20 protein-coding genes and 1 pseudogene are annotated in these 22,406 nt (G+C 34.8%); 1 reads left to right on the plus strand and 20 read right to left on the minus strand.

The window, feature by feature from the left end; genetic code table 11:
- Nucleotides 1–134: 134 nt before the first annotated feature.
- The 15 genes and pseudogenes from RTL21_RS12985 to RTL21_RS13055 form a co-directional block, all read right to left on the minus strand.
- Complete coding sequence (locus RTL21_RS12985) at nt 135–791, minus strand: YesL family protein (RefSeq protein ID WP_312096306.1); 657 nt, start codon at nt 789–791, stop codon at nt 135–137.
- Nucleotides 792–822: 31 nt separating this feature from the next.
- Nucleotides 823–1,137, minus strand: coding sequence for an L-rhamnose mutarotase (gene rhaM, locus RTL21_RS12990; RefSeq protein ID WP_312096307.1), 315 nt, complete (start codon nt 1,135–1,137; stop codon nt 823–825).
- 285 nt (nt 1,138–1,422) lie between these two features.
- Nucleotides 1,423–2,256, minus strand: coding sequence for a carbohydrate ABC transporter permease (locus RTL21_RS12995; RefSeq protein WP_312096308.1), 834 nt, complete (start codon nt 2,254–2,256; stop codon nt 1,423–1,425).
- Nucleotides 2,257–2,269: 13 nt separating this feature from the next.
- Nucleotides 2,270–3,214: a carbohydrate ABC transporter permease gene (locus RTL21_RS13000; protein WP_312096309.1), complete on the minus strand. Its 945-nt coding sequence runs from the start codon at nt 3,212–3,214 to the stop codon at nt 2,270–2,272.
- 258 nt (nt 3,215–3,472) lie between these two features.
- Nucleotides 3,473–4,525 (minus strand): aldose epimerase family protein, encoded by a 1,053-nt coding sequence (locus tag RTL21_RS13005; protein WP_312096310.1) that lies wholly within the window; start codon nt 4,523–4,525, stop codon nt 3,473–3,475.
- Between the two features lie 258 nt (nt 4,526–4,783).
- On the minus strand, nt 4,784–6,409 hold the full coding sequence (locus tag RTL21_RS13010; protein WP_312096311.1) for a glycoside hydrolase family 13 protein: 1,626 nt from the start codon (nt 6,407–6,409) through the stop codon (nt 4,784–4,786).
- A 66-nt stretch (nt 6,410–6,475) separates the two neighbouring features.
- Nucleotides 6,476–7,483, minus strand: a complete 1,008-nt coding sequence (locus RTL21_RS13015; RefSeq protein WP_312096312.1) for a LacI family DNA-binding transcriptional regulator — start codon at nt 7,481–7,483, stop codon at nt 6,476–6,478.
- 131 nt (nt 7,484–7,614) lie between these two features.
- Nucleotides 7,615–8,925: a DUF4179 domain-containing protein gene (locus RTL21_RS13020; RefSeq protein WP_312096313.1), complete on the minus strand. Its 1,311-nt coding sequence runs from the start codon at nt 8,923–8,925 to the stop codon at nt 7,615–7,617.
- The gene (locus RTL21_RS13025; RefSeq protein WP_312096314.1) at nt 8,918–9,436 is read right to left on the minus strand and encodes a sigma-70 family RNA polymerase sigma factor; all 519 of its coding nucleotides are present in this window, start codon (nt 9,434–9,436) and stop codon (nt 8,918–8,920) included. The genes RTL21_RS13020 and RTL21_RS13025 overlap by 8 nt, the downstream gene beginning before the upstream one ends.
- 161 nt (nt 9,437–9,597) lie before the next feature.
- The gene (locus tag RTL21_RS13030; protein ID WP_312096315.1) at nt 9,598–11,091 is read right to left on the minus strand and encodes an aldehyde dehydrogenase family protein; all 1,494 of its coding nucleotides are present in this window, start codon (nt 11,089–11,091) and stop codon (nt 9,598–9,600) included.
- Nucleotides 11,092–11,510: 419 nt separating this feature from the next.
- Nucleotides 11,511–12,095: a class I SAM-dependent methyltransferase gene (locus RTL21_RS13035; protein ID WP_312096316.1), complete on the minus strand. Its 585-nt coding sequence runs from the start codon at nt 12,093–12,095 to the stop codon at nt 11,511–11,513.
- A 129-nt stretch (nt 12,096–12,224) separates the two neighbouring features.
- On the minus strand, nt 12,225–14,819 hold the full coding sequence (locus tag RTL21_RS13040) for an ABC transporter permease (protein ID WP_312096317.1): 2,595 nt from the start codon (nt 14,817–14,819) through the stop codon (nt 12,225–12,227).
- Nucleotides 14,816–15,499, minus strand: coding sequence for an ABC transporter ATP-binding protein (locus RTL21_RS13045; RefSeq protein WP_312096318.1), 684 nt, complete (start codon nt 15,497–15,499; stop codon nt 14,816–14,818). The genes RTL21_RS13040 and RTL21_RS13045 overlap by 4 nt, the downstream gene beginning before the upstream one ends.
- A 498-nt stretch (nt 15,500–15,997) precedes the next feature.
- Nucleotides 15,998–17,003 (minus strand): annotated as a pseudogene (locus tag RTL21_RS13050) (sensor histidine kinase).
- Between the two features lies 1 nt (nt 17,004).
- On the minus strand, nt 17,005–17,688 hold the full coding sequence (locus RTL21_RS13055; protein ID WP_312096319.1) for a response regulator transcription factor: 684 nt from the start codon (nt 17,686–17,688) through the stop codon (nt 17,005–17,007).
- Between the two features lie 167 nt (nt 17,689–17,855).
- Here RTL21_RS13055 and RTL21_RS13060 point away from each other — a divergent pair, with 167 nt between their 5' ends.
- Nucleotides 17,856–18,890: a DUF3231 family protein gene (locus RTL21_RS13060; protein WP_312096320.1), complete on the plus strand. Its 1,035-nt coding sequence runs from the start codon at nt 17,856–17,858 to the stop codon at nt 18,888–18,890.
- 103 nt (nt 18,891–18,993) lie between these two features.
- On the opposite strand, the gene RTL21_RS13065 is transcribed toward RTL21_RS13060, so the two are convergent.
- The 5 genes from RTL21_RS13065 to RTL21_RS13085 all read right to left on the minus strand — a co-directional run.
- Nucleotides 18,994–19,701, minus strand: a complete 708-nt coding sequence (locus tag RTL21_RS13065) for a polysaccharide deacetylase family protein (protein ID WP_312096321.1) — start codon at nt 19,699–19,701, stop codon at nt 18,994–18,996.
- A 145-nt stretch (nt 19,702–19,846) separates the two neighbouring features.
- Nucleotides 19,847–20,011, minus strand: a complete 165-nt coding sequence (locus RTL21_RS13070; RefSeq protein WP_312096322.1) for a DUF4025 domain-containing protein — start codon at nt 20,009–20,011, stop codon at nt 19,847–19,849.
- A gap of 81 nt (nt 20,012–20,092) precedes the next feature.
- Complete coding sequence (locus RTL21_RS13075) at nt 20,093–20,875, minus strand: ABC transporter permease (protein ID WP_312096323.1); 783 nt, start codon at nt 20,873–20,875, stop codon at nt 20,093–20,095.
- Nucleotides 20,876–20,881: 6 nt separating this feature from the next.
- Entirely contained in the window at nt 20,882–21,685 is an 804-nt protein-coding gene (locus tag RTL21_RS13080; protein WP_312096329.1) for an ABC transporter permease, read from the minus strand.
- A gap of 5 nt (nt 21,686–21,690) precedes the next feature.
- Nucleotides 21,691–22,406: ABC transporter ATP-binding protein (locus tag RTL21_RS13085; RefSeq protein WP_312096324.1), on the minus strand; the 716-nt coding region annotated here is incomplete at its 5' end.

Here is a 22,406-nt window from a genome sequence, read left to right on the forward strand (position 1 = left end):
GTAAACCCTTACAGGAATAGATTAACAGAAGATGAAGCGTTACCAATAAAAATAATTTTACTTATCCAGCAACAATTTTTACTTTATATACTTTATTAAGAAGTAATATCCTCCTTGATTACATCTTCTCTCTATTAACTTTGAAGCTCTTTTTCCTGCAGTTTCATTATCCTTAGTTCATCCATCTTTGTAAATATTGGCTTAGAAAAATACAAAATAATACTTGCTACCCCACTACCTAAGAAAAGCAAACCAGCACCTGTAAAAACTACGCCTAAAAAAATCATCGTAAAGACACCGATGATCATAGTCAATGTATGGAGGGGGTGAATACAAGCAAGAAAAAGGGAAACTTTAAAATATTGAAAAACCTTTAAGTCATAATGAACATACACGGGAAGAAGATATAATAAAGTCAATAAGGAAAGAAACAATACCCCGATTAATAATCCCATTAGAACAACATTCATGGATCCATGTATCGAATTGATAATTCTCCAATCCATGTAGATAAAGGCAGCAAAAATTAAAACAACAGCACCTACTTTATTAGCTTTACCGAATTCTTGTTTATATGTCTGCCAGTAAGTATCCCATACAGGAATATCTGTTTCTTTTTGAATCCATTTTCGAATAATGGTAACCATTGCTACAGTAGAAGGGAAAATGCCACCAATAAAGATCCCCAATGCACTAAAAATGATCCATAGTAAGTTTATATATGCTAATCTCGTAATCCATTGACATCCATTGTAAATTACTCCAGACCATCCCCCAATTTCTGCTCTCATAAACCGCTCCTCCTCATCAACAATCTTCTGTTTAGTCTAAATGAAAAACTTCTTCCAACTTATGCGTTACAGGACTATAATCTTCATTTGTCTCCATTATTGGCGCCATATATTTCCACCATTTTCTGCATATTGCTGTTTGGGAAATAAGTTCATATGTCTCTTCATCCGCTACTTCTAGATAAGCAAATAACACTTGCGATTCTCGATGAAGGTAAATAGAATAATTAGAGGCACCATGTTGTTTCAGTGCCTCCTCCATTTCTTGCCAAAGTTCATCATGTCTCTTCTTGTATTCGTTTTCATATCCAGGTTTAATAAACATAATAGATGCTATTCTTTTCATTGGATCTCCTCCCTATTTTTTACAACTAAAATAAATATTTCAATAAACACGCAAATTCCTGCATCATTCAGTAAATTGGGCTGAAAGGGGAAGAATACTACCTATCAACCAAATGTTTTCTCCACAATCCGTTGCCCAATTATAAGTTTCTGTTTCCTAGTTGAATTCTCCTTCAAGAAAAGAAATAAACGTATGATTATATACCTTTTCAGAAATTCGTCTACCTATTAAAGGATCTATTTTTTTGTACGACTATATAATTCACTTTAATAAAAAGACATCGTTTTACCCTTTTACTCCACCTAATGCAATTCCTTCAATTACTTGTTTTTGCCCAATAATAAATACAATAACTAATGGTAAAATAGCTGAAACAGCTGCGGCCATAATCAAAGAATAAAATTCTCCATTGATTGTGGTAAACTTCTGCATAGCAAGCTGTATGGTTAATAAATGATCGGATCGAAGGAAAATTAATGGATTTTGATAATCATTCCAAGTCCAAATGAATCTAAGTATTGCATATGTGGCTATTGCAGGTTTTACAATTGGGAGAACAACCCGCCAGAAAATTTTCCAGTGTCCTGCTCCATCGATTTTAGCTGCTTCCACTAGCTCATTGGAAACACCCATAAAAAACTGTCTAAGCATAAAGGTACCTAGCACACTAAAGCTTCCTAACAAAATTAATCCTAAATGACTATCAAAAAGGCCAATTTTGCGATAAATAATAAATTGTGGCACTAAAATTGCTTGTGCAGGAACCATATAGGTTGCTAATACAATGAAAAACAAGAAATTACCTAAGCGAAAATTCACTTTTGAAAACCCGTAGGCTGCTAGGGCAGACACCGTCACGGAGATTGCAGTGGTACAAACTGTCACTTTAATCGTATTCCAATAATAAATATAGAACGGATTATCCCCAAACCAAACTTCCTTATAATTGTTGAACCCATTCCATCTCTCTGGAATCCACTGAATTGGAAATTTAAATACATCTGCTTCAATCTTAAATGAGGTCGAAAGCATCCACACAAAAGGTAGTAAAAACAGAATGCTTATGATTAGCATGACGATCGTTGTTATTGCTTTATTTATTGACAATGATTTAAACATCCTAAATCCCCCCTTAATAATTCACCCATTTTTTCTGCCCAATCCACTGAATGAGCGTAATAGCAAATACGATAAAGAATAAAATAACCGCCATTGCTGAAGAATGTCCGATATCTAAATTAACAAAAGCTGTATCATATAAATTCCATACAATCATGCTCGTGGAATGCATTGGTCCACCCTTAGTTAATACAGATATTAAGTCAAAAACTTTAAAGGTTGAAATAATTCCTGTAATCAACAAAAAGAATGTAGTTGGCGAAACCATTGGCAAAGTAATATTTTTAAATTTCACCCATGCACTCGCTCCATCTATGTCAGCAGCTTCATACAAATCACGAGGAATGGACTGTAATGCAGCTAAATAGATAATCATGTTAAAACCAATAGAAATCCAAATTTGAATAAACATAATAGAGACTAATGCGAAATTAGGATCAGCAATCCATTTAGGAGGATTTTCAATACCTAATGACATTAGAAATTGATTGATTGGACCTAACGAAGGATGAAATAATACTTGCCATACTACTGCAATCGCAACGACACTTGAAATATAAGGCATAAAGAAGGCAACTTTAAAGTAACTTTTAAAATATACATTTCGATCGATTGCAATCGCAAGAAACAACGATATAATCATACAAATTGGCACTGTTAAAATAAAAATAGCGTTATTCAATAAGGAACGTAAAAAGATCTTGTCTTGAAATAAATCTACAAAGTTTTGCAGTCCCACCCATTTTAATTGAGAGATATTTGTAATAAAGCTCCAATCGGCAAAGCTTAAAATAAATGTTGCAAAAATAGGCAGTAAGACTAGGATCGAAACACCGATTAACATTGGTGATACGAACCCAACCCCTACCCAATTTTCATTTTTCACATTTTTTTTATGTCGCTGTTTAGTCGCTGGTTTTACTATGTCGGAAGTCTTGACTTCTGTGCTAGCACTCATTGCCTTTCACCTCTATCATCTTATTTTCTTTTATTATAGTAAAAATGATAGCACTTACATTAACGTTATTTTGCTATATAAAGTGACAATATTTACTTCTTTTTATTTCATATGGTTAAGGGATATGATTTTTTAGACAGCAGCCATTAGGTTGGAACTAGTAATGTTCACCATTATTAAGAGCTTCCTTCCGCAAAAAAAAAAAGGAAAAAACCATTATGTTGGTTCTTTCCTTTTTTTCTATTTATGTCTATTCTTTTATTCTGTTACCCGAAATTTCAATTTCGTTTCAGCATGATAGGTTTCTTCTGGTTTTAAAACGACGGATGGAAATTCAGGATGGTTGATTGCGTCAGGAAATCCTTGCGTTTCTAAGCATACCCCTAAGTATTTTCTTCCCGTTACGCCATTAAAATCATATTTATCTTGTAACTGGTTACCTGTATAAAGAATGAGTGCAGGCTGATTTGTGACTAAAGACATTTCTCTGCCACTCTCTTTATCTTTTAAAATAGCAGAATGTGATCCTTCTTCTGAGAAAATAAGTGGATGATCATATCCATTACCTACCATCATATTTTGTTCCACATTATTGTCAATTCCTGCTTTCAACAATTTCCCTGCCACAAAATCAAATGGCGTATTTTTTACATCAACCATTTTTCCTGTTGGAATAAATCCTTCCCCAAGCTCTAAGAATCGATCAACATCAGCAATCAGCTCATGTTCTGTTATATCTCTTTTATTGTTTCCACTTAGATTAAAATAGGAATGATTAGTCACAGTTACAGGCGTTTCTTTATCTGTTTTTCCATAGTACGTCAGAACAATTTCATTCTCATCTGTTAGTAAATAGTCTACTGTAATATCAAAATTCCCCGGATATCCTTCTTCTCCATCTGGACTATGATATGTATAACGAATTCCGATAGCCCCTTCCTCTTCTATTATAGAGGAATCAAAAACTACTTCGCTCCATCCAACATTTCCGCCATGCAGGTGATTAGGAGGAGTATTTGCATTTAAACGATACTCTTTGCCATTAAGTGCAAATTGACCTTCCTTAATTCTTCCTGCTACTCTCCCAACAATCGCACCTAAATATGGACCTTGATTCTGTCTGTACTCCTCTAATGTTTCAAAGCCAAGCACCACATTTTCCTTATTCCCTTCCTTATCTGGAACGATTATTTTTGTGATAATGCAGCCATAATTCATACTAGAAAAACTCATTCCATTGTTATTAGTAAAGGTATATTCCGTTACTTCTGCTCCATTTAGTTCGCCCATTGATCTTTGACTATGATTCATCTTAACCACTCCTTATAATGTTTGTTCTATTACAAATTACTTAAACCACAAATTGAAATCGCCTTCATTTTACTTTTCAAAAAAACCCCAGAAACAGTTCATAGTAGTTTGTTTAACATATTAACTATTCTATTTCTATCTTACTTTATTTTATCATAATTGATAATATCTTTTTTTAATTTGACACATTAAATTTAAGAAAATAAAAATGCTGCCAACACTCCTTTCTGGTTGTTGACAGCTCCTGAATTTACTCTATCAAACTCTTACAGCAAAAGCTTCATAAGGCTTTAAAGGAATGTTCGAAAAGTCCACATTTTGTCGTGGGTAGTTACTAATAATAACATCCTCACACTCGCCAAACATTGGTAAATTTAGCATTCTTTCCTGCTCACTAAAGTTTGCCACCACTACCCAAGTTTCCCCTTCCAATCTCCGCGTATAGGCAAAAATCTCTTCTTCCGTATGTTCGATTAATTCAAAATCTCCCCATACTATGATTGGGTTATCTTTTCTTAATTGGATTAAAGATTGATAGCAATAAAAGACCGAATTAGGATCTTCTAAATTATTCTGTACGTTTATTTCCGGATAATTCGGATTGACATGTAGCCAAGGTGTCCCCGTTGTAAATCCTCCATTTTCCGAAACATCCCATTGGATAGGCGTTCTTGCATTATCTCTTCCTTTCGCATTAATGGAATAGAGAATCTCCTCTTTCGTATATCCTAGCGCCAATCGTTCATGATACATATTGATGCTTTCAATATCATTTACTTCGCTAATATCTGAAATTGGGCAATTGGTCATCCCAATTTCTTCTCCTTGATAAATATAAGGAGTTCCTTTCATTAAATGCAAAAGGATCGCGAACATTTTTGCACTTTGCACTCGATACTCCTTATCATTCCCCCAACGAGACACAATTCTCGGCATATCGTGGTTATTCCAAAATAAACTATTCCATCCTTCCTGTCCTAAAGAAGTTTGCCATTTAGCTAGAATTTCTTTCAATTTATTGATTTCTAATGGTTTTAGATCCCATTTTTGTTTTCCTTCTTGCTCATCTAAAGCACTATGTTCAAACTGAAAAATCATCGATAGCTCTTTTCTAGATGGATTGGAATATAATTTTGCGATTTGAGGTGTTGCTCCCCATGTTTCTCCTACAGTTAATACATCATAATTACCAAACGTTTTTTGGTTCATTTCTTTGAGATAATCATGAAGCTTTGGCCCATTTCCTGTGATGCCAAGGTCTGGTAGTTTTCCAACTAAGTCAATCACATCCATCCGGAAGCCGCCTATTCCTTTTTCCAGCCAGTAATTCATCATCTGCCAAACTTCTTCTCTTACTTTTTCATTTTCCCAGTTTAAATCTGGCTGTCTTTTACTAAATAAGTGCAAGAAATATTGACCGCTATCTTCATCAAATTCCCAAGCAGAACCACTAAAAGTAGATTTTAGCTCATTCGGCACTTCGCCATTTACTGGATCACGCCAAATATAGTAATCTCGGTATGGATTGTCTTTTCCTTTTTTTGCTTCAATAAACCATTTATGCTCATCTGATGTATGGTTTACAACTAAATCCATGACAATTTTTATCCCTTTTTCATTCGCAGTTGCAATTAATTCATCCATATCTGCCATTGTTCCAAATTCATCCATAATTTCTTCATAATCGCTAATGTCATAGCCATTATCATCATTCGGGGATTTATATACAGGGCTTAGCCAAATAACGTCGATTCCTAGCTTCTGTAAATAATCTAGACGATTGATGATTCCTTTTAAATCACCAATTCCATCCCCATTGCTGTCTTGAAAGCTTCTTGGATATATTTGATATACGACCGACGTTTGCCACCATTTCTTTTCCATTATAATTCCTACTTTCTATTAAAATATCATTCCGAACGTAAACGTTTACGTAAAGTTTAAAAAATTTTATTGAATCCTATTTTTTACAGATGCCCTCTCCACTATACGGAATGGCATCATTTCCGTTTTAACTACAGCCTTTTGCTGAATAGACTCTATTATTTTTAAACAGCCCTTCTCACCCATTAACTGAAATGGTTGCTCTATTGTAGTTAAGGGAGGTACGGCCATTTCTGCAACTCTCGTATTATCATAGCCTATGACAGAGAGCTCCTCTGGTATTTTTATCCCCAAGTCAAACGCTGCTGAAATTACACCAAGTGCTACCTCATCACTTACACAGAATACAGCTGTTATTCCTACCTTTTCTGAATGAAAAGCATGAAGAGCGTCTTTTCCTGAAAAAAAACTATAATCTCCTGCTTGTATATAGTTGGTAGAAAAGCCTAGTCCGTGGTCTCTTAAAGCCTTTTTATAACCTTCTATTCGCGGCATTCCAGCTACTCGATCTGTGAAATCCACTCCTGCCAAACCAATTTCTCGATGACCTTGATCAATAAGATACTTTGTAGCAGTATAGGATGCACCGTAATCATCTACTTTTATAAAAGGTATTCGTTTATTTTGAGTATCTGTTGACAATAACACATATGGAACACTTAATGATTCAATTGCTTGGATTTGTTCTTCATTAAGTGGGATGGAAACAATAATAAGTCCATCTACTTTTCTTTCTTCTACCATTTTTAAATTATCAATTAACCGATTACCTTTCTCTCCTGCATGAGAAAGAATAACGCTAAATCCATGATATTGCGCTACCTGCTCAATGCCATTAACTATGTCTGCATAAAAAATGGTCGAGACGTTTGGCATGATAATGCCAATGAGATTACTAGATTTTTTTACTAAGCTTCTCGCCATTTCATTTCTACGATAGCCTAGTTCTTCTGCAATTTTCAGGATTTTTTTCTTTGTCTCTTCATTATAGCCACCTGCTCCGTTTAAAACTCTTGAAACAGTTGCCGTGGACACATTAGCGACTTTTGCTATGTCTTTTATTGTTATCGTCATTGGTTTCACCCTTTACGTAAACGTTTACGTATCTTTACTTTACCATATAAATGTAACGCTTACAATAAATATAGTAAAAAAACGCATGCGTTGTTAATGAGGAATCAGCACCCATTAACAACGCATACAGTTTATTTTACTTCTATCTTTACATCTCCTTCAATGTAATTAGGATAAGCAAACAATTCTAGACTTAAAGGATTATTATATTCAGTGGTTTCAAAATACATTTTCCAGAATTTCTTATCTCCATCATTATAAAATTCAGTCGATGGTATATTAAGTTCTTTTCCTTTTGCATCTAATGCACCACTGAAGATAGAATAATTATTCTTTGAATTAGATACCATATAAAATTCTGCTTGTGCTTTAGACGTTTCTCCTAATTTAAGCTTACCGTCTTTCGGACTTTTTATTAATTTATTTGTTTCTGTATCTACAATAACCATCGCATCGTCCTTATCAATTGCCATTAATTTATTTACCCGCAAATAAAGCTCTTTCGGCTTTTCAAAATAATTAGATTGTAAATAATACATTTTCTCATGCTTACTCAAAGTCCTATTTACAGTACCATTTTCAATAGAAGTCCATACTTCTCCGTTTTCATTTTCCAACCTCATATCTTCAAACCCCAAAATTTCTTTTGTATTTGTAGGATCAAATGCTACCTTCACTCCAATTCTTAAAGGATACACAATAATTTCTTCTATTGTGATTTTTTGCTTCTCGACTTCCACAACTTGTTTTATTGGACAAGTAATATTCTTCTTTACATTTTTCTTTAGCTCAAAAGGAATCAGAAACTTTATTTCTTGGTTGTCCATTACGGTAACTAATTCAAAACTAAACTTTAATTCCTCAAAAGAAAAAGAGTTTACAAATTGGTACTCCACCATATCTTGAAATTCGTTTTGGATATCATCAGGAAAATAACCATTATAGCTACGTGAATGCTCAGGAAATTCTTCTTTATTAAGGAGATTAATATACTTTATCTCTCCACCAGTTAGTGGCTTTGTCGATTTCAACGTATAAAATACATTCATTCCTGATTCATCCATAATCACTCCATCTATCGTTAACGTCAAATCTCCTCTTGTCTCAGAAACATCTACCTTTTGATAATAATCATTTTCTATAATTGCGGAAAAGCCTTTATCCTTTTCAATAAAACTAATCATCCATTCCATTCCCGGGATTGATGAGAGAGCATTTGCGAAGGTTGGAGATATTCGAATGGATGTTACAAAGGAAATGATGATAATTGCAGTAATCGCAAACCCAACAAATCTTTTTTGTTTTTTCTTAACCAGACTTTTTTCTCGCTTAGCTTTCATAAATCCGCTTAAAATTGCGTCATCGCCTCGTTCTAATGGCAATTCGATTTTTTCAAATTCTTCTTTTAATTTTAGTAATTGTTCTTCCTCTTGTTCATACATGATCACTCTCTCCTTTCTCCTTAAAATATAGTCGAAGTGTTTTCAATACTTTATGTAATCGAGACTTTACGGTTCCTTCTGGTATTTTTTCCATTACGGCAATTTCTTTGATTTTCGTATTTTGAAAGTATTTTAAATAGATTAATTGCTGGTCTTCATTGGATAACATTCCAAGGGCTTCCTTCAGCTCGATCAATGATTGGTCTTGGTGAACGAATACATCATATAATTGGTTATCAGAAATAACTCTATTGTTTCTCTTTAATTGATCTTGACAGTAATTAATCATAATCCTTGTCAGCCATGTTTTTAAATATGCTGCCTCTTTAACAGTATGTATCTTTTTATAAGCTCGATATGTCACTTCCTGTAATGCTTCTATTGCCGCGTGTTCATCTTTTAAAAATGCTAAAGCTGTTCTTAACAATGATTCTTTATGTAATTGCATTACTTCCAAAAAGGCATCATCATTTCCTTTAATGGCTTTCTTACTAATCTCTAACTCTTCCAACTAATCACCCCCCTTTTTTTCTATACATTAGACTTTATACCTTGGAAAAAGTTCACGAATATATAAAATAAATTTCTTTTTATCTAAGAGCAAATTATACATGAAATTTCAAGCATAAAAAAAGCTCCTAAGACAAAGTCCTAGCAGCTTCCTATTTCACTCTAATACAAACCCTCTGTTTCTTCCTTCGTCACAATATATATATTTTTCGTCTGTGTATAGCCATCTAATATGCTCTTGTATGTTTCCCTGCCGATACCGGATTTTTTGTAGCCTCCAAATGGCGCTCCTGCTGGAAGCTGATTATACGTATTCACCCACATACGACCAGTTTCAACACTTCTGGCTACGCGAAGGGCTGTATTAATATCGCGTGAGAATACCGCTCCACCAAGTCCAAATTCTGATTGGTTAGCGAGCTCAATAACCTCTTCTTCTGTTTTAAACTTAATGACCGTTGCAACTGGACCAAAAATTTCTTCTTGAGCGATGCGCATATCATTATTTGCATCTGCTAAAATTGTCGGTGCCATAAATGCTCCATTTTCCAATCCATTATTTTCGAGTCTGCACCCACCTGTTACCACTCTCGCTCCCTCTTCTTCACCAATCTTTACATACTCTAGAATTTGTTCTAATTGACGCTCATTTATTTGCGCACCCATCACAACATCTTCTTCCCAAGGCAAGCCAACCTTTACATCCTCAAATGCAAGTTTCATTTTTGCAAGGAACTCATCATAAATTCCTTCTTGAATGAAAATTCGTGAACCAGCACAGCAAACTTGTCCTTGGTTAAAAAGAATACCTAATTGGACCCCTTCTAGTGCTCGTTCCATTGGTGCATCATTAAAGATGATATTCGCTGACTTTCCACCTAGCTCAAGTGTTGATGGAATAAGTCTTTTCGCTGCCGCAACCGCAACCTCTTGACCAATTTCCGTTGATCCAGTAAAGGCAATTTTTGCGAAGCCTTCATGATTTAACATATAATCTCCAGAGTGAGACCCACGACCCGTAATAACATTGACTACTCCATTTGGCAGTACTTGATCAAAGATTTTAGCTAGTTCTAATAAGCTTAAAGAAGTTGTAGACGACGGATGAATAACTACCGTATTACCGGCTGCAATAGCGGGGGCAATCTTCCATGCAGCCATTAATAACGGAAAATTCCAAGGAATAATCTGTCCAACTACACCAATAGGCTCTTTTATTGAGATTGATAAAGTATCTTCATCAAATGCTTGTGCTGTTCCTTCTTCTGAACGGATTACCCCTGCAAAATAGCGAAAATGATCAGAACTCAACGGAACATCGATATTTCTTGTTTCTCTCAGCGGTTTTCCGTTATCCAGTGTTTCTACTAATGCTAACTTTTCCATATTTTCGTCGATCAAATCAGCAATTTTCAATAATAAATTACTTCTTTCTATTAAACTCACTTTCTTCCATGTTTTTAATGCCTGCGCGGCAGCTGCTACCGCTGCATCAACATCTGCATATGTAGCATCTACAAAATCAGCCAGTTTTTCTCCATTACTTGGATTGAAACTACTAATCAATTTTCGTTCTGACCCCTTCACCCATTGGCCATTAATATACAGGCCATACTCCTTGTCCAATACTGTTGTTGCATCTAAAGCAGTTACCATTTTCAAAACCCCTTTTTAATATATTTAAAAATAAGGTAATAAAAGGAATTGAATGCTTTTGTTGAATAGATTTTACCCCTTATTTTTATCCTGGTTATTAAAACAGACAGTTAAGAATACGCTTGCAAAACCTATAAAAAAAAGACTACTAGTTTAAATCCAATGTGAACTTTTTAACAAACTAGCAGATAATTAAATTATAGATTCCATTAAAAGGAATGTCTATTAATAACCATGTACTTCTTTTTGTTACAAATCCCTGATGCTGGGTGAAGATTTCTATCTGTTTTTGCTCATCTCTTTTCAAAAACTTGCAGCATTAAAAATGACATGTGGCTCCCCACACGTCATGAGTTTTAAAGGTTTTTGAAACCTCACTTTCTATAACAGAGTCTATCGTAAATCCAGCTTTAATTAATTCATTTATATAGGTACTCATTTTTCTTTTTGGTATCTACAGGTGCTTCCTCCCCTTTAATTGTTAAACCTTCGTCCTGATAGGAACCATGAAGATAGATTTGACCATTTTGACTTTGCATATGTGCATATAACGGATGGTCCCAGCTAAAAATAAAATCTCCTCCTGGCTTTAAATAAGAATAAATGAGTTTAAATGTAGATGCTAAGTCCGTTGTCCATCCAATTGCATAGATAGAATAAACTGTGTCGAAGTATAATTTAGGAAGACCAATATCTTCCTCCATCGGGGCACAGTATAAATTGGAAGGTATGTTTTTTAGTGTTACCTTTGCCGTTTCAATTTGCGTTTCGGATAAGTCGACTCCCCATAACTCACTCGCCTCTTTTTCAGCCATATACAGTAAAGAATGTCCGCTGCCACAACCGATATCAAGGACTTTTTTATTTGTTATTTCTTCAAACAGTTTTAGTTCCTCTTCCGTTTGGCAAAAAGGGCCGTAACTAGGTAATGCGTCTATCCCCTTAAAATGATGAGCTACTTTACCCCAGCTTTTCTTATTTTGTTTTAAAATTTCAATCGTCATATTATCCTCCTTCGTCTTACTAACTGATTCTACATTATTCTTTCGGTTACCTGCTTGCTTTTTTATGACAAAAAACCCGCCAAAATGGACGAGTTTTTTGTCACTCTTATCTAATTTTCTTTGTTCTTATTAAACATTCTCTTGCTTTAATCCATCAATAATATTTTCTTTCTTAATTTTGCTGACTGAATATAGCATAGCTGAAGCGACAATGATAAATATTGCAATCACTACAAATAGAATACTCAACCATGGAAGCTCAAAGCCATATTCAAATGTATTGCTTATGGACCAGTATAGTGCAGCTATTACACCTATACTAATGGGAATACCATACATCAATGCTTTTATCCCATAAAAAATACTCTCAAAATAAATCATTTTATTAAAACCAGTTGGCGTCATTCCAACAGAACGCAGCATCGCAAATTCCCTTTTTCTTAAAGATATACTAGTAGAAATGGTATTAAAGATATTAGCAATACTGATAAGTGAAATAAGGGAAATAAAACCATACATAAAGACAGACATGATTATAATCATCTGTTCCGATTGCTTACGATTCTTTTCCACATTGTAAATATAGATAGAGCCTGTTTTTAAATCGTCTAATTCTTCTTCTGCTTTCTCCGGATTATCACTGTTTAAATAGAGATTGTAGTTCATATTAATATTTTTTTCATTTTCAAATAATTTCTCTGCCACTTCATTTGAAACAATCATTGTAATCGTTCTATAATTATTAGCATTAATCCCCATTAATGTTTCATTCGAAAATAAGCCAATTTGAATCTTATTAAAAATTTCTTCCTTTTCGCTTTCTTCTCTGTACATATAGAGATCGATATATTCCCCAGGTTTAGCATCCAGTACTTTTTCCTCAACAAATTTCTCTCCGTATGGATCAAAATAAGATGCTGTCTCTATCACAATCCCTTTTGGTACAGCAGGATCCGTATATTCATTGATATTAAAGCCTACTGTTTTAGCATAACGCTTAAAAGTGGAATCAGATAGAACAAGTAAATTTACAGTAAAGGAAAGTTTGCCGTCCTCTAAGAACGCATCGCCTTTCTCCACCGATTTCTTATTATTTTCACTTAAAACATCTTTATCTAAATAGGTACTTACATATGCGTTCTTAATTAAATTACTTTGTGTAATACTGGGTGCATTTGCTAGAATCTGCAGCTCTTCCTCTACAATGGTTGAATCAGCAGACACAGCAATATCATAATCGATATTTTCCTGTGACAGTCCTACCGACTTTTTCATATTATCTGTAAAATAAGAAACGACTAAGAAAAGCAAAATACTAATAACTAAAGAAAAAACGGTTGTTTGATATCTTCGCTTATTCCGTTTTAAGTTTTTCAAACCAATTTCCGCTTCTATGCCAAATAGCTTGCGCACAAGCTTAGAAGTTTTCACTTTTTTTCCTGATAATTTAATATCTTGTGTTTGTCGAATTGCATCTATTGCAGAAATCTTTGATGCTTTTCTAGCTGGCAAATAGGTTGATATAAAGATTGTTACAATTGAAATCATAATCGAAAATAGGATTGAATAAGGCGTTACAACTACATTTAATTCTTGAGTAGAGTTTAGGGCATCTTGCAAATACTTATTGATAAAAGAGAATGTAATTCCAATTCCCACAAGCCCAGCAATTATTCCTATTGGTATACTGATGCCACCTATTACTGCACCCTCAAAGAATACAGAATTTCTTTTTTGCTTCTTAGTCGCTCCTACACTCGAAAGCATACCTAAATGTCTTGCCCGTTCCGAAACACTAATAGCAAACGCATTATAAATCAGTGCCACAGAACCAATAACGATAACAAGGATGACAATACCTATTAAAGAATACATTGTAAGAAGCAAATTATCATTCGATGATACGCCATAATAACGCAATAACTCATTATTAAAATTTACTTTTGCAATGGCTAATTTCTTTGCCAATGATTCCGAGTCCTCATATATAGACTGCTTTACCTTTTTCATCACAACACTTGCATTAACGCTGCTGCTAGTTGTTAATTCGTTTTGGTCCAAATAGCTAACAACGGTATATCCTGGTGACCATGAAGGTTCCCAAGATGGAGTTTCCATGATTCCGACAATTTTGAATGTGTAGGTTTTTGCCTGCTGGATTTCCTCGACACTTTCCCCTTCTTCATTCCTTTGTAAAGGATCTGTTTGCGTTAATATGGAATCTTCTTCATTTAATTTAAAATGTCTTTCTCCAATACTAACTTTTAATTCATCACCGATGGCATATTCACTTTTCGCATTCTTCATCATTTCATCTGATATAATGATTTCATTAGAGGCTCTTGGATATGTGCCTTCTTTTAATGTAATGGGAAACTGCTTATGGCCGTGTTCATCATATTGTTTAAAAAATAAATATGGTTTATATTCGCTTTTAGAACCCTTCCAGTCTGCGTAGCCTAAATCATTGGATAAGATAACCTTTTCTATTTTACTATCCTCTTTTATCTCTTTGGCTTGCTCACTGTTAACGCCTATGAATTGGGCATGCCACTCTCCGTCTCTTGCAATACTATCTCTTTTTAATAAATCGATAAAAGAAACACCAAGTGTCGCAACAGCTGTCAGCATGCTAACAGAAATAATAACGCCAATGATGGTTACGAGTGTTCTTCGCTTATTCTCCTTTAAATTTCTTAATGTGAGTTTATTCATTATGTTCATGGACGAATCACCTCATTTTTGGCGATTTTTCCATCTTCAACAGATATAACACGATCCGCTTGTAGTGCAATCCGTTCATCATGGGTAATAACAATCAATGTTTGATTATAGGTTTTATTAAACATTTTTAATAGTTCCATAATCTCTTCACTATTTTTACTATCTAAATTTCCTGTAGGCTCGTCTGCAAGCATAATAGCTGGATTACTGATAAGTGCCCGTCCAATGGAAACACGCTGCTGCTGCCCCCCTGATAACTGGTTAGGAAGATGTTCCAATCTTTGTTGTAAGCCTAATATGGAAACAATTCTATTGAATTGCTCTTTATCTACTTGATGATTATCTAATAGAAGAGGAAGTGTAATATTTTCTTCTACTGAAAGAATTGGGATTAAGTTATAAAATTGATAGATAAGTCCAATTTGTCTTCTTCTAAAAATAGCTAATTGTGTTTCATTTAACTGATAGATATCTGTATTATCGACAAATACTTTTCCACTAGTTGGACGATCTACTCCCCCTAGCATATGAAGCAAAGTAGATTTTCCTGATCCCGATGGTCCAATAATGGCAACAAACTCACCCTTATTCACAGAAAAGGATACATTATCTAATGCTTTAACAGCTGTTTCCCCTTTACCATACACTTTAGACAGATTCTCTATTTTTAAAATTTCCATTTTATCGTCCTCCAATTACTTGATGCTCTTAGTGTACCTGTCTAAAGTGACTCTCCAGTGACTTTAAAGTGACAATTTCGTCACTTTGGGATAAATAGTTGGTAAGTTCTTCTGTGTTGTACTTTATGATTTCCTTGTTTCTGAGGGGAATTGGGTTTTCATTCTTTTGATGAACGCCACTTTTCCTTCCAACTTAGCGAATTTTGGTTTTCATCCCCTTATGAACGCCACTTTTCCTTCCAACTTAGCGAATTTCGGCTTTCATTCCCTTTATGAACGCCACTTTTCCTTCCAACTTAGCAGATTTTGGCTTTCATCCCCTTTATGAACACCACTTTTCCTTGTACCTTAGCGAATTTCGGCTTTCATTCCCTTTATGAACGCCACTTTTCCTTCGAGATTAGCGGATTCTAGCTTTCATTCCCTTTATGAACACCAATCTCTTGCAATCTCTTGCAATCCCCCTACTTTCCGCTCTCCTAAATTTCCCTACTCCCATTAAATCACCTGTTTATAAAACTTAATATGAAAAGTAGTCCCTTCCCCCACCTTACTTCTAACTTCAATATCACCATGCTGACTTTTGATAATACTATATGCCATCGCTAAGCCGATGCCGATGCTATCTTCACTTGCATTTTCGCCTTTGTAAAATCGTTTAAATATATAGGGTAAATCTTTTTTGGCAATGCCCTTCCCATTATCCTGAATAACGATTTCTGTGAATAAGACATTTTCAGAGAAATGAATATGTATTTCCCCGCCTTCGTTTGTATGCTCCACACAATTTTTCAACATATTAATAAGTGCTTCTGCTGTCCAATTAAAATCTCCTCTATACGTAACATCTTCGTCTCCGACAATCTCATAAGCTTGTTCCTTAATATCCATAGGAATTAATACTGGTTCTACAGCCTTATAAATGAGTTTTTTTACATTTACTTCCTCTTTTTTAAAAGGTATAGTACCAGCATCCATTTTCGATAACTTCAATAAAGACGAAACGAGCCACTCCATTCTTTCCAGCTGAATCGATATATTATTCGTAAATTCACGTCTTCTCTCTTCTTCAAGCTGTGGATTACGCAACAAATCAGTCATGACAACCATGGAAGTAAGTGGTGTTTTTAACTGATGAGAGATATCTGAAATTGCATCTGTTAACTTTAATTTTTCCTCACGTAATAGAGCACTGTGCTCAGATAACATTAAGGTAACCTTATAAATATTATTTTTTAAAATACTCAATTCGCCTTCCACATTATCTCGAATATCCAGGCTTTCATCTCCATTACTAATTCGCTTGCAAATAGCTCGATAGCTTATCTAATTCCTTATATCGAATTCTTGTAAACTGATAAAAACAAATCGAAATAGCAAGAATAACTACGAACAAATAAACTGCAGCAGAAATAGAATAGGCAATAACTGCATAAATAGTAGCCAAGATACTAATGAATGCTAAAACAAGGGAGAGTACCTTCACTTCCCGATTGCGAAACATGTTAGTCACCCACCTTATAGCCAAGCCCTCGAATTGTTTTTATGATTTTGGGCTTTTGGGGATTATCTTCTAATTTTTCACGTAGTCTTTTAATGTATACGGTTAAGGTATTATCATTAACAAAATCTCCTGCTACGTCCCATATTCGCTCCAATAATTGCGTTCTTGTTAAGACTTGTCCTAAATGATTCGCGAAAATCAGAAATAAACGATATTCAAGCGCGGTTACTACCACTTCCTCATCTCTTTTGTATATCTTCCCTTCTAAGGTATGAATACGAATATCCTCTATTTCGATAAATGGATTATTTTGTTGCTGCTTGTTATAGCGGCGCAAGACCGATTTAATTCTAGAAAGGAGCTCTCTTAAGCGGAATGGTTTCGTGATATAATCATCTGCTCCCATATCAAGTCCCATTACGACATTCACTTCATCATCTAAAGCCGTTAAAAAGATGACAGGCTTATCTGATTTCTTTTTCACATACTCACATAACTCATAGCCAGAACCATCTGGTAGAGACAGGTCAAATAAGCATAAATCAATCTCAATGAGCTGCTTTTCTAAAGCGCTTCTAGCAGTTTTTGCGTTAAAACATGTAATCGTTTCATACTTCTCACTTTGTAAACTGTATTCTAACCCTGAGGCAATGGTTTTGTCGTCTTCAACTAGTAGTATTTTCATTATCTACTCCTATTATTTTCTATTTTTCTGTATTATTCTAAACGATTGATGCACAGAGTGAAAGTGATTCTATTGATATAAGGTTGTGAATAATAGGTAATTACGCTTAGCATACAATGCAGATTGGTTGAGAATACTATAGCAAAACAAATAAAAGGAGTTTTATTATGGACACGCTCGATCCACTGAATATACGTTCAACAAAAACAGACCTCAGTGAAAAGCTTACCTCAGCAGAAATGGGGAAACTTTGGGCAACTTTTATGGGGAACAGCATGTCTAAATGTTTTCTACACTATTATCTACAACACGTGGAAGATAAGGATATTAAGAAATTATTAGAAAACGCATTAAGTTTAAGTACAGAATTCCTAACTACAATAGAAGAAATATTTAGAAAAGATGCTTTCCCACTCCCAAAGGGTTTTTCTCTAGAAGAAGATCTAAATGCCGGTGCGCCTCGAATATTTGAAGATGAATACTATGTTCATTATCTTAAATATGTTGCCAAAGCAGGTATGAGTATTTATAACGTCGCAGTTCCAATAGTATTTAGAAAAGATATAGAAGAATTTTACAGATATTCTATGGAATCAACTATGGATTTATTAGAGCAAATCAAAGAACTATTAATGATTAAAGGACTTATTAATAAACCACCTATTATTCCAATACCTAAAAAAGCAGACTTTGTTCAGAAAGATTTTTTAAATGGATATTTCGGGCATGTACGACCTTTACATGCATTGGATATTGCCCATCTTTACGACAATATTGAAAATGGTGTCACTAGTAAAGCATTAATCATTGCATTTAGCCAAGTGACCAAACAAGAAGAAATTCGCAAATTATTTGTACGAGGAAAAGATTTTACACATAAACAGATTGAGCACTATATGGAAAAATTACATCATGAGGATTTACCAGCACCATCGTTTCTTGACCATTTAGTAACAACCTCGACCATTTCTCCTTTTTCAGATAAGTTAATGTTATACCATAAAATGGATATGTTTTCCATGAGAATTAGATCATTTGGAAACTCTGTAGCTTTAAGTGGAAGACATGATTTAGGAATAATGTATGCACGAGGTTTCATGCAAATAGCTGGATTTGCAGAAGATGCAGCAAAAATTATGATTGAAAATGGTTGGATGGAGCATCCACCATTTGCAGCCGAACGTGGTAAGCTAGTAAAATGATCAAATGATCCCTTACACTTCAATCAGTATAAAAAGGTATCTATTTTAATTCAACCACCTTTTTATACTGATGTCACTAGCAAGGCTTTATTTTTTTATATTATCATTTGGTTCCCGCTGATTCCTGAAGTTCATTAACAGTAATGAAAGTATATCCTTCTTCCGTTAATGTTTTTAAAACACCTTCTATTGCCTTCAATTCTTCACCTGTTTGGTCATACATTGGATGCATCAGAATTATTGATCCCGGTTTCACAGATTCTTTCACATAGTTCACTTTATCCTCTGCTGCTTGATAATAAGTATCAGGCTCAATGTCCCAGAGAATCGTATCCATATCTGCTTGTTTTAAATAATAAGGAAGGCCAAAAAGCTTCTTCCCATTTGGCGGTCTAAAATCTATTTCGCCTGTATAACCTGCTTGTTCGATTAATTTATTTGTATCTTCGATTTCTTTCTCTATAAAGGATTGTGATTTAAAAATCATTCGTTCGTGAGAGTATGTATGATTTCCAAGTTGATGCCCGTTTTTTGCAATTTTCTCCGCTAATTCAGGATTCTTTTCTATTTCATTTCCAATCAGAAAAAACGTAGCCTTGGCATTATAGGTATCTAACAATGCTAAGATGTCATCCACATTTTTTGTTGGCCCATCATCAAATGTTAACGCCACTACCTTCTCCTTTGTCTCCACATGATTGGATAATCCTCCAAATAACTGGAAGGTTCGTGCGTTCATTAGTTTATAGGTACTAAATAAAAGAATAAATAGCAGCAGTATCCCTATTACGATAATCCATATTTTTTTCATCCTTAACAGCCTTTCTGCCCCACAAATTTTCACCTATTAAATTATATAAGTCTTTAATCAACTAGTCATCTATTAATAGAAAAAATGGAGAAGAATGACCAATCATTCTTCCCCATCTCCATCCGTATTTATAGGAAACAAAACGTTACTTATCGTCCTTTTCCTTCTTCTTGTCAATCGTTCCTTCTGTTAAACTACTATTTGCCTGCTCATGGGTTTCTTTCAATCCTTTTGACGCCTCATCCTTTTGTTTCTTCTCATTAGGCTGATGTGTTTTACCTGCAGGACTTGTTGTTGTTTCTTTACTCAATTATAAACGCCTCCATTCTGATGATATAAACTTATCTACTAGTTTTATACCACCTTTACTAGAACGAGAAACATCCTCCATTTAGGAACCAGTTGACCGATAGTGTCGCACACCAAATATCCAGACAAAAATACATGGAAGAATAAATAGTATTCCTGCTAGAGGAGCAAGCATATATAGCCAGTCGGCCTTTTCACCTTTACCAAGTATATATAATAAAGGCAAATAATTAACACTTCCAAAAGGGATGACAAAAGTAAAAAATCGTGTCACCCATTTTTGATAAATATTTAATGGATACTGAGCCATTTCTCTGCCGCCATCGGTAAAAATATTCGCAATCTCTAAACCTTGTATCGTCCAAAAGCTAAGAGTCGCTGCTAAAATAAATATTCCCGTGAAAATGAAGACTCCACTTATAATCATCAAAATTAACGTTATTCCTTTGATGAAGCTCCAATCGATTGCGAGATTACTTAAAGCCCATCCTAGCACAATCACGCTCTGTAATAGGCGGCCAACTCTAGTAAACTCGAATTTAGAACCTAGGACTTGCACAAAAGTTGTTCTTGGTCGCACAAGTAATCTGTCGAAATTACCGCTTGCAACTAGACTGGAGAAATTATCAAATCCCCTTGCAAAGCATTCACTTAACGCAAATGCCATGTGGATTATTGCAAAACAAAGGGCAACCTCATAAAAATCCCAGCCCTTTATTTGTCCAAATCGTTCAAATAAGAAGTATAATCCAGCAAAAGCAGAAAACGGTACAAGAAATTGCCCTAATGACAAAAGCCAAAATGACGTTCGATACTGCATTTGTGATTTAAATAATACGAGAAGGTATTGAAAATAAAGTTTCATCTAAATTTATCCTCCTTGCACAATGACTTTTTTCAACGCTTTTTGTAACGCCATTTTGCCGAAAAAAACGAGTACTACCAACCAAGCGAGCTGAATGATAATACCCTCCATTGCTTCTCCATTCGGAATATTTCCAGAATAGACACGAAATGGAAAATCAGCTGTTAATCGGAACGGAAGAAGATAAACAATTTGTTGGAGCCACTCTGGCATTAATGGAATGGGAACAACCATCCCAGCAAAAAACTCCCCTACTACTCCAAATACTAGAAGTGAACCCATTGGAGATAGAGTAATAAATACAGAAATATAAATAAACATAGAAATAGCTACTAAAACCAACAATCCCAATAAAAGGGAGAGACAGAATAATAAGAACGTTCTTACATCTGGAGGCAACATCAGCCGATAAGCTTTCGGCAACAAAAAAGCCAGCAATATTATCGGAAAACACCTTAATAACGCGCTAGCCAATCGCTGCGCAAGTAACTTACTAAACCAATATTCATATATCCCAATTGGACGACATAGCTCATATGCAATATTTCCAGTTGTTATTAAATCAAATAGTTCATTATCACGAAACCATAGCATAATGAATGCCAAAAAAGCTTGCTGTAGCCATAAATAAGTAACCAATTCTTCTAAAGAAATTGGTTGATTCGAACCTGTTTGGGAATAAAAAGCCTGAAAAATCATGATATAAATAAAGCCCCAGAAAAACTGTGTAGCCACTCCCGCCAATGCTGCTGCCCGATACTGCATCCCATTTAATAAACGTAATCTTAATACAGCCATATATGGTTTCATCGTTCTCATATCTCATACTCCTTATAGAGCTGTACAATAATATCTTCAATTGGCTGAGATGTTACCGAAATATCGACTAGGTCGAGGGAATGAGATAATTTCATGATTACTTCAGATACAGAAATTTGCGTAGTATCCACGCTTAGAATGGCTCTTTCCTCTGTCCAGGAAAGATTAATAGTTCCAGGAATTTGAATGGGACGATTACTTGATTTATAGTCAAGTGTTATAGTGCGATGGGAACCAAAGCGGCTTCTTAGCTCCTGCAAATTCCCATCATATAATAGGCTCCCTTTCCCTATAAGAATTACTCGATCGCAGAGAGCCTCAATATCGAACATATCATGTGTCGTAAGGATTACCGTTACATTCTTTTGCTTATTGATTTTTTTTATAAAGTTTCTTACAGCAATCTTGCTGACGGCATCGAGACCAATCGTAGGTTCATCTAAGAATAGAATTTGTGGATTATGTATAAGGGAAGCTGCAATTTCACAACGCATCCGCTGTCCTAAACTGAGCTGTCTAACTGGTGAATGTAGAATGTCCTTTAACTCAAGTGTTTCGATTAATAACGAAAGTGTTTCATTATACTCCTTGTCTGGTACATGATAAATATCCTTCAATAAGGCAAAAGAATCGATTACCGGTACGTCCCACCATAGCTGGGATCGTTGCCCAAAAACAACGCCGATATTTTTCACATATTCTACTCGATCCT

The organism is Niallia sp. (assembly GCF_031978665.1).
GTDB lineage: Bacteria > Bacillota > Bacilli > Bacillales > Cytobacillaceae > Niallia.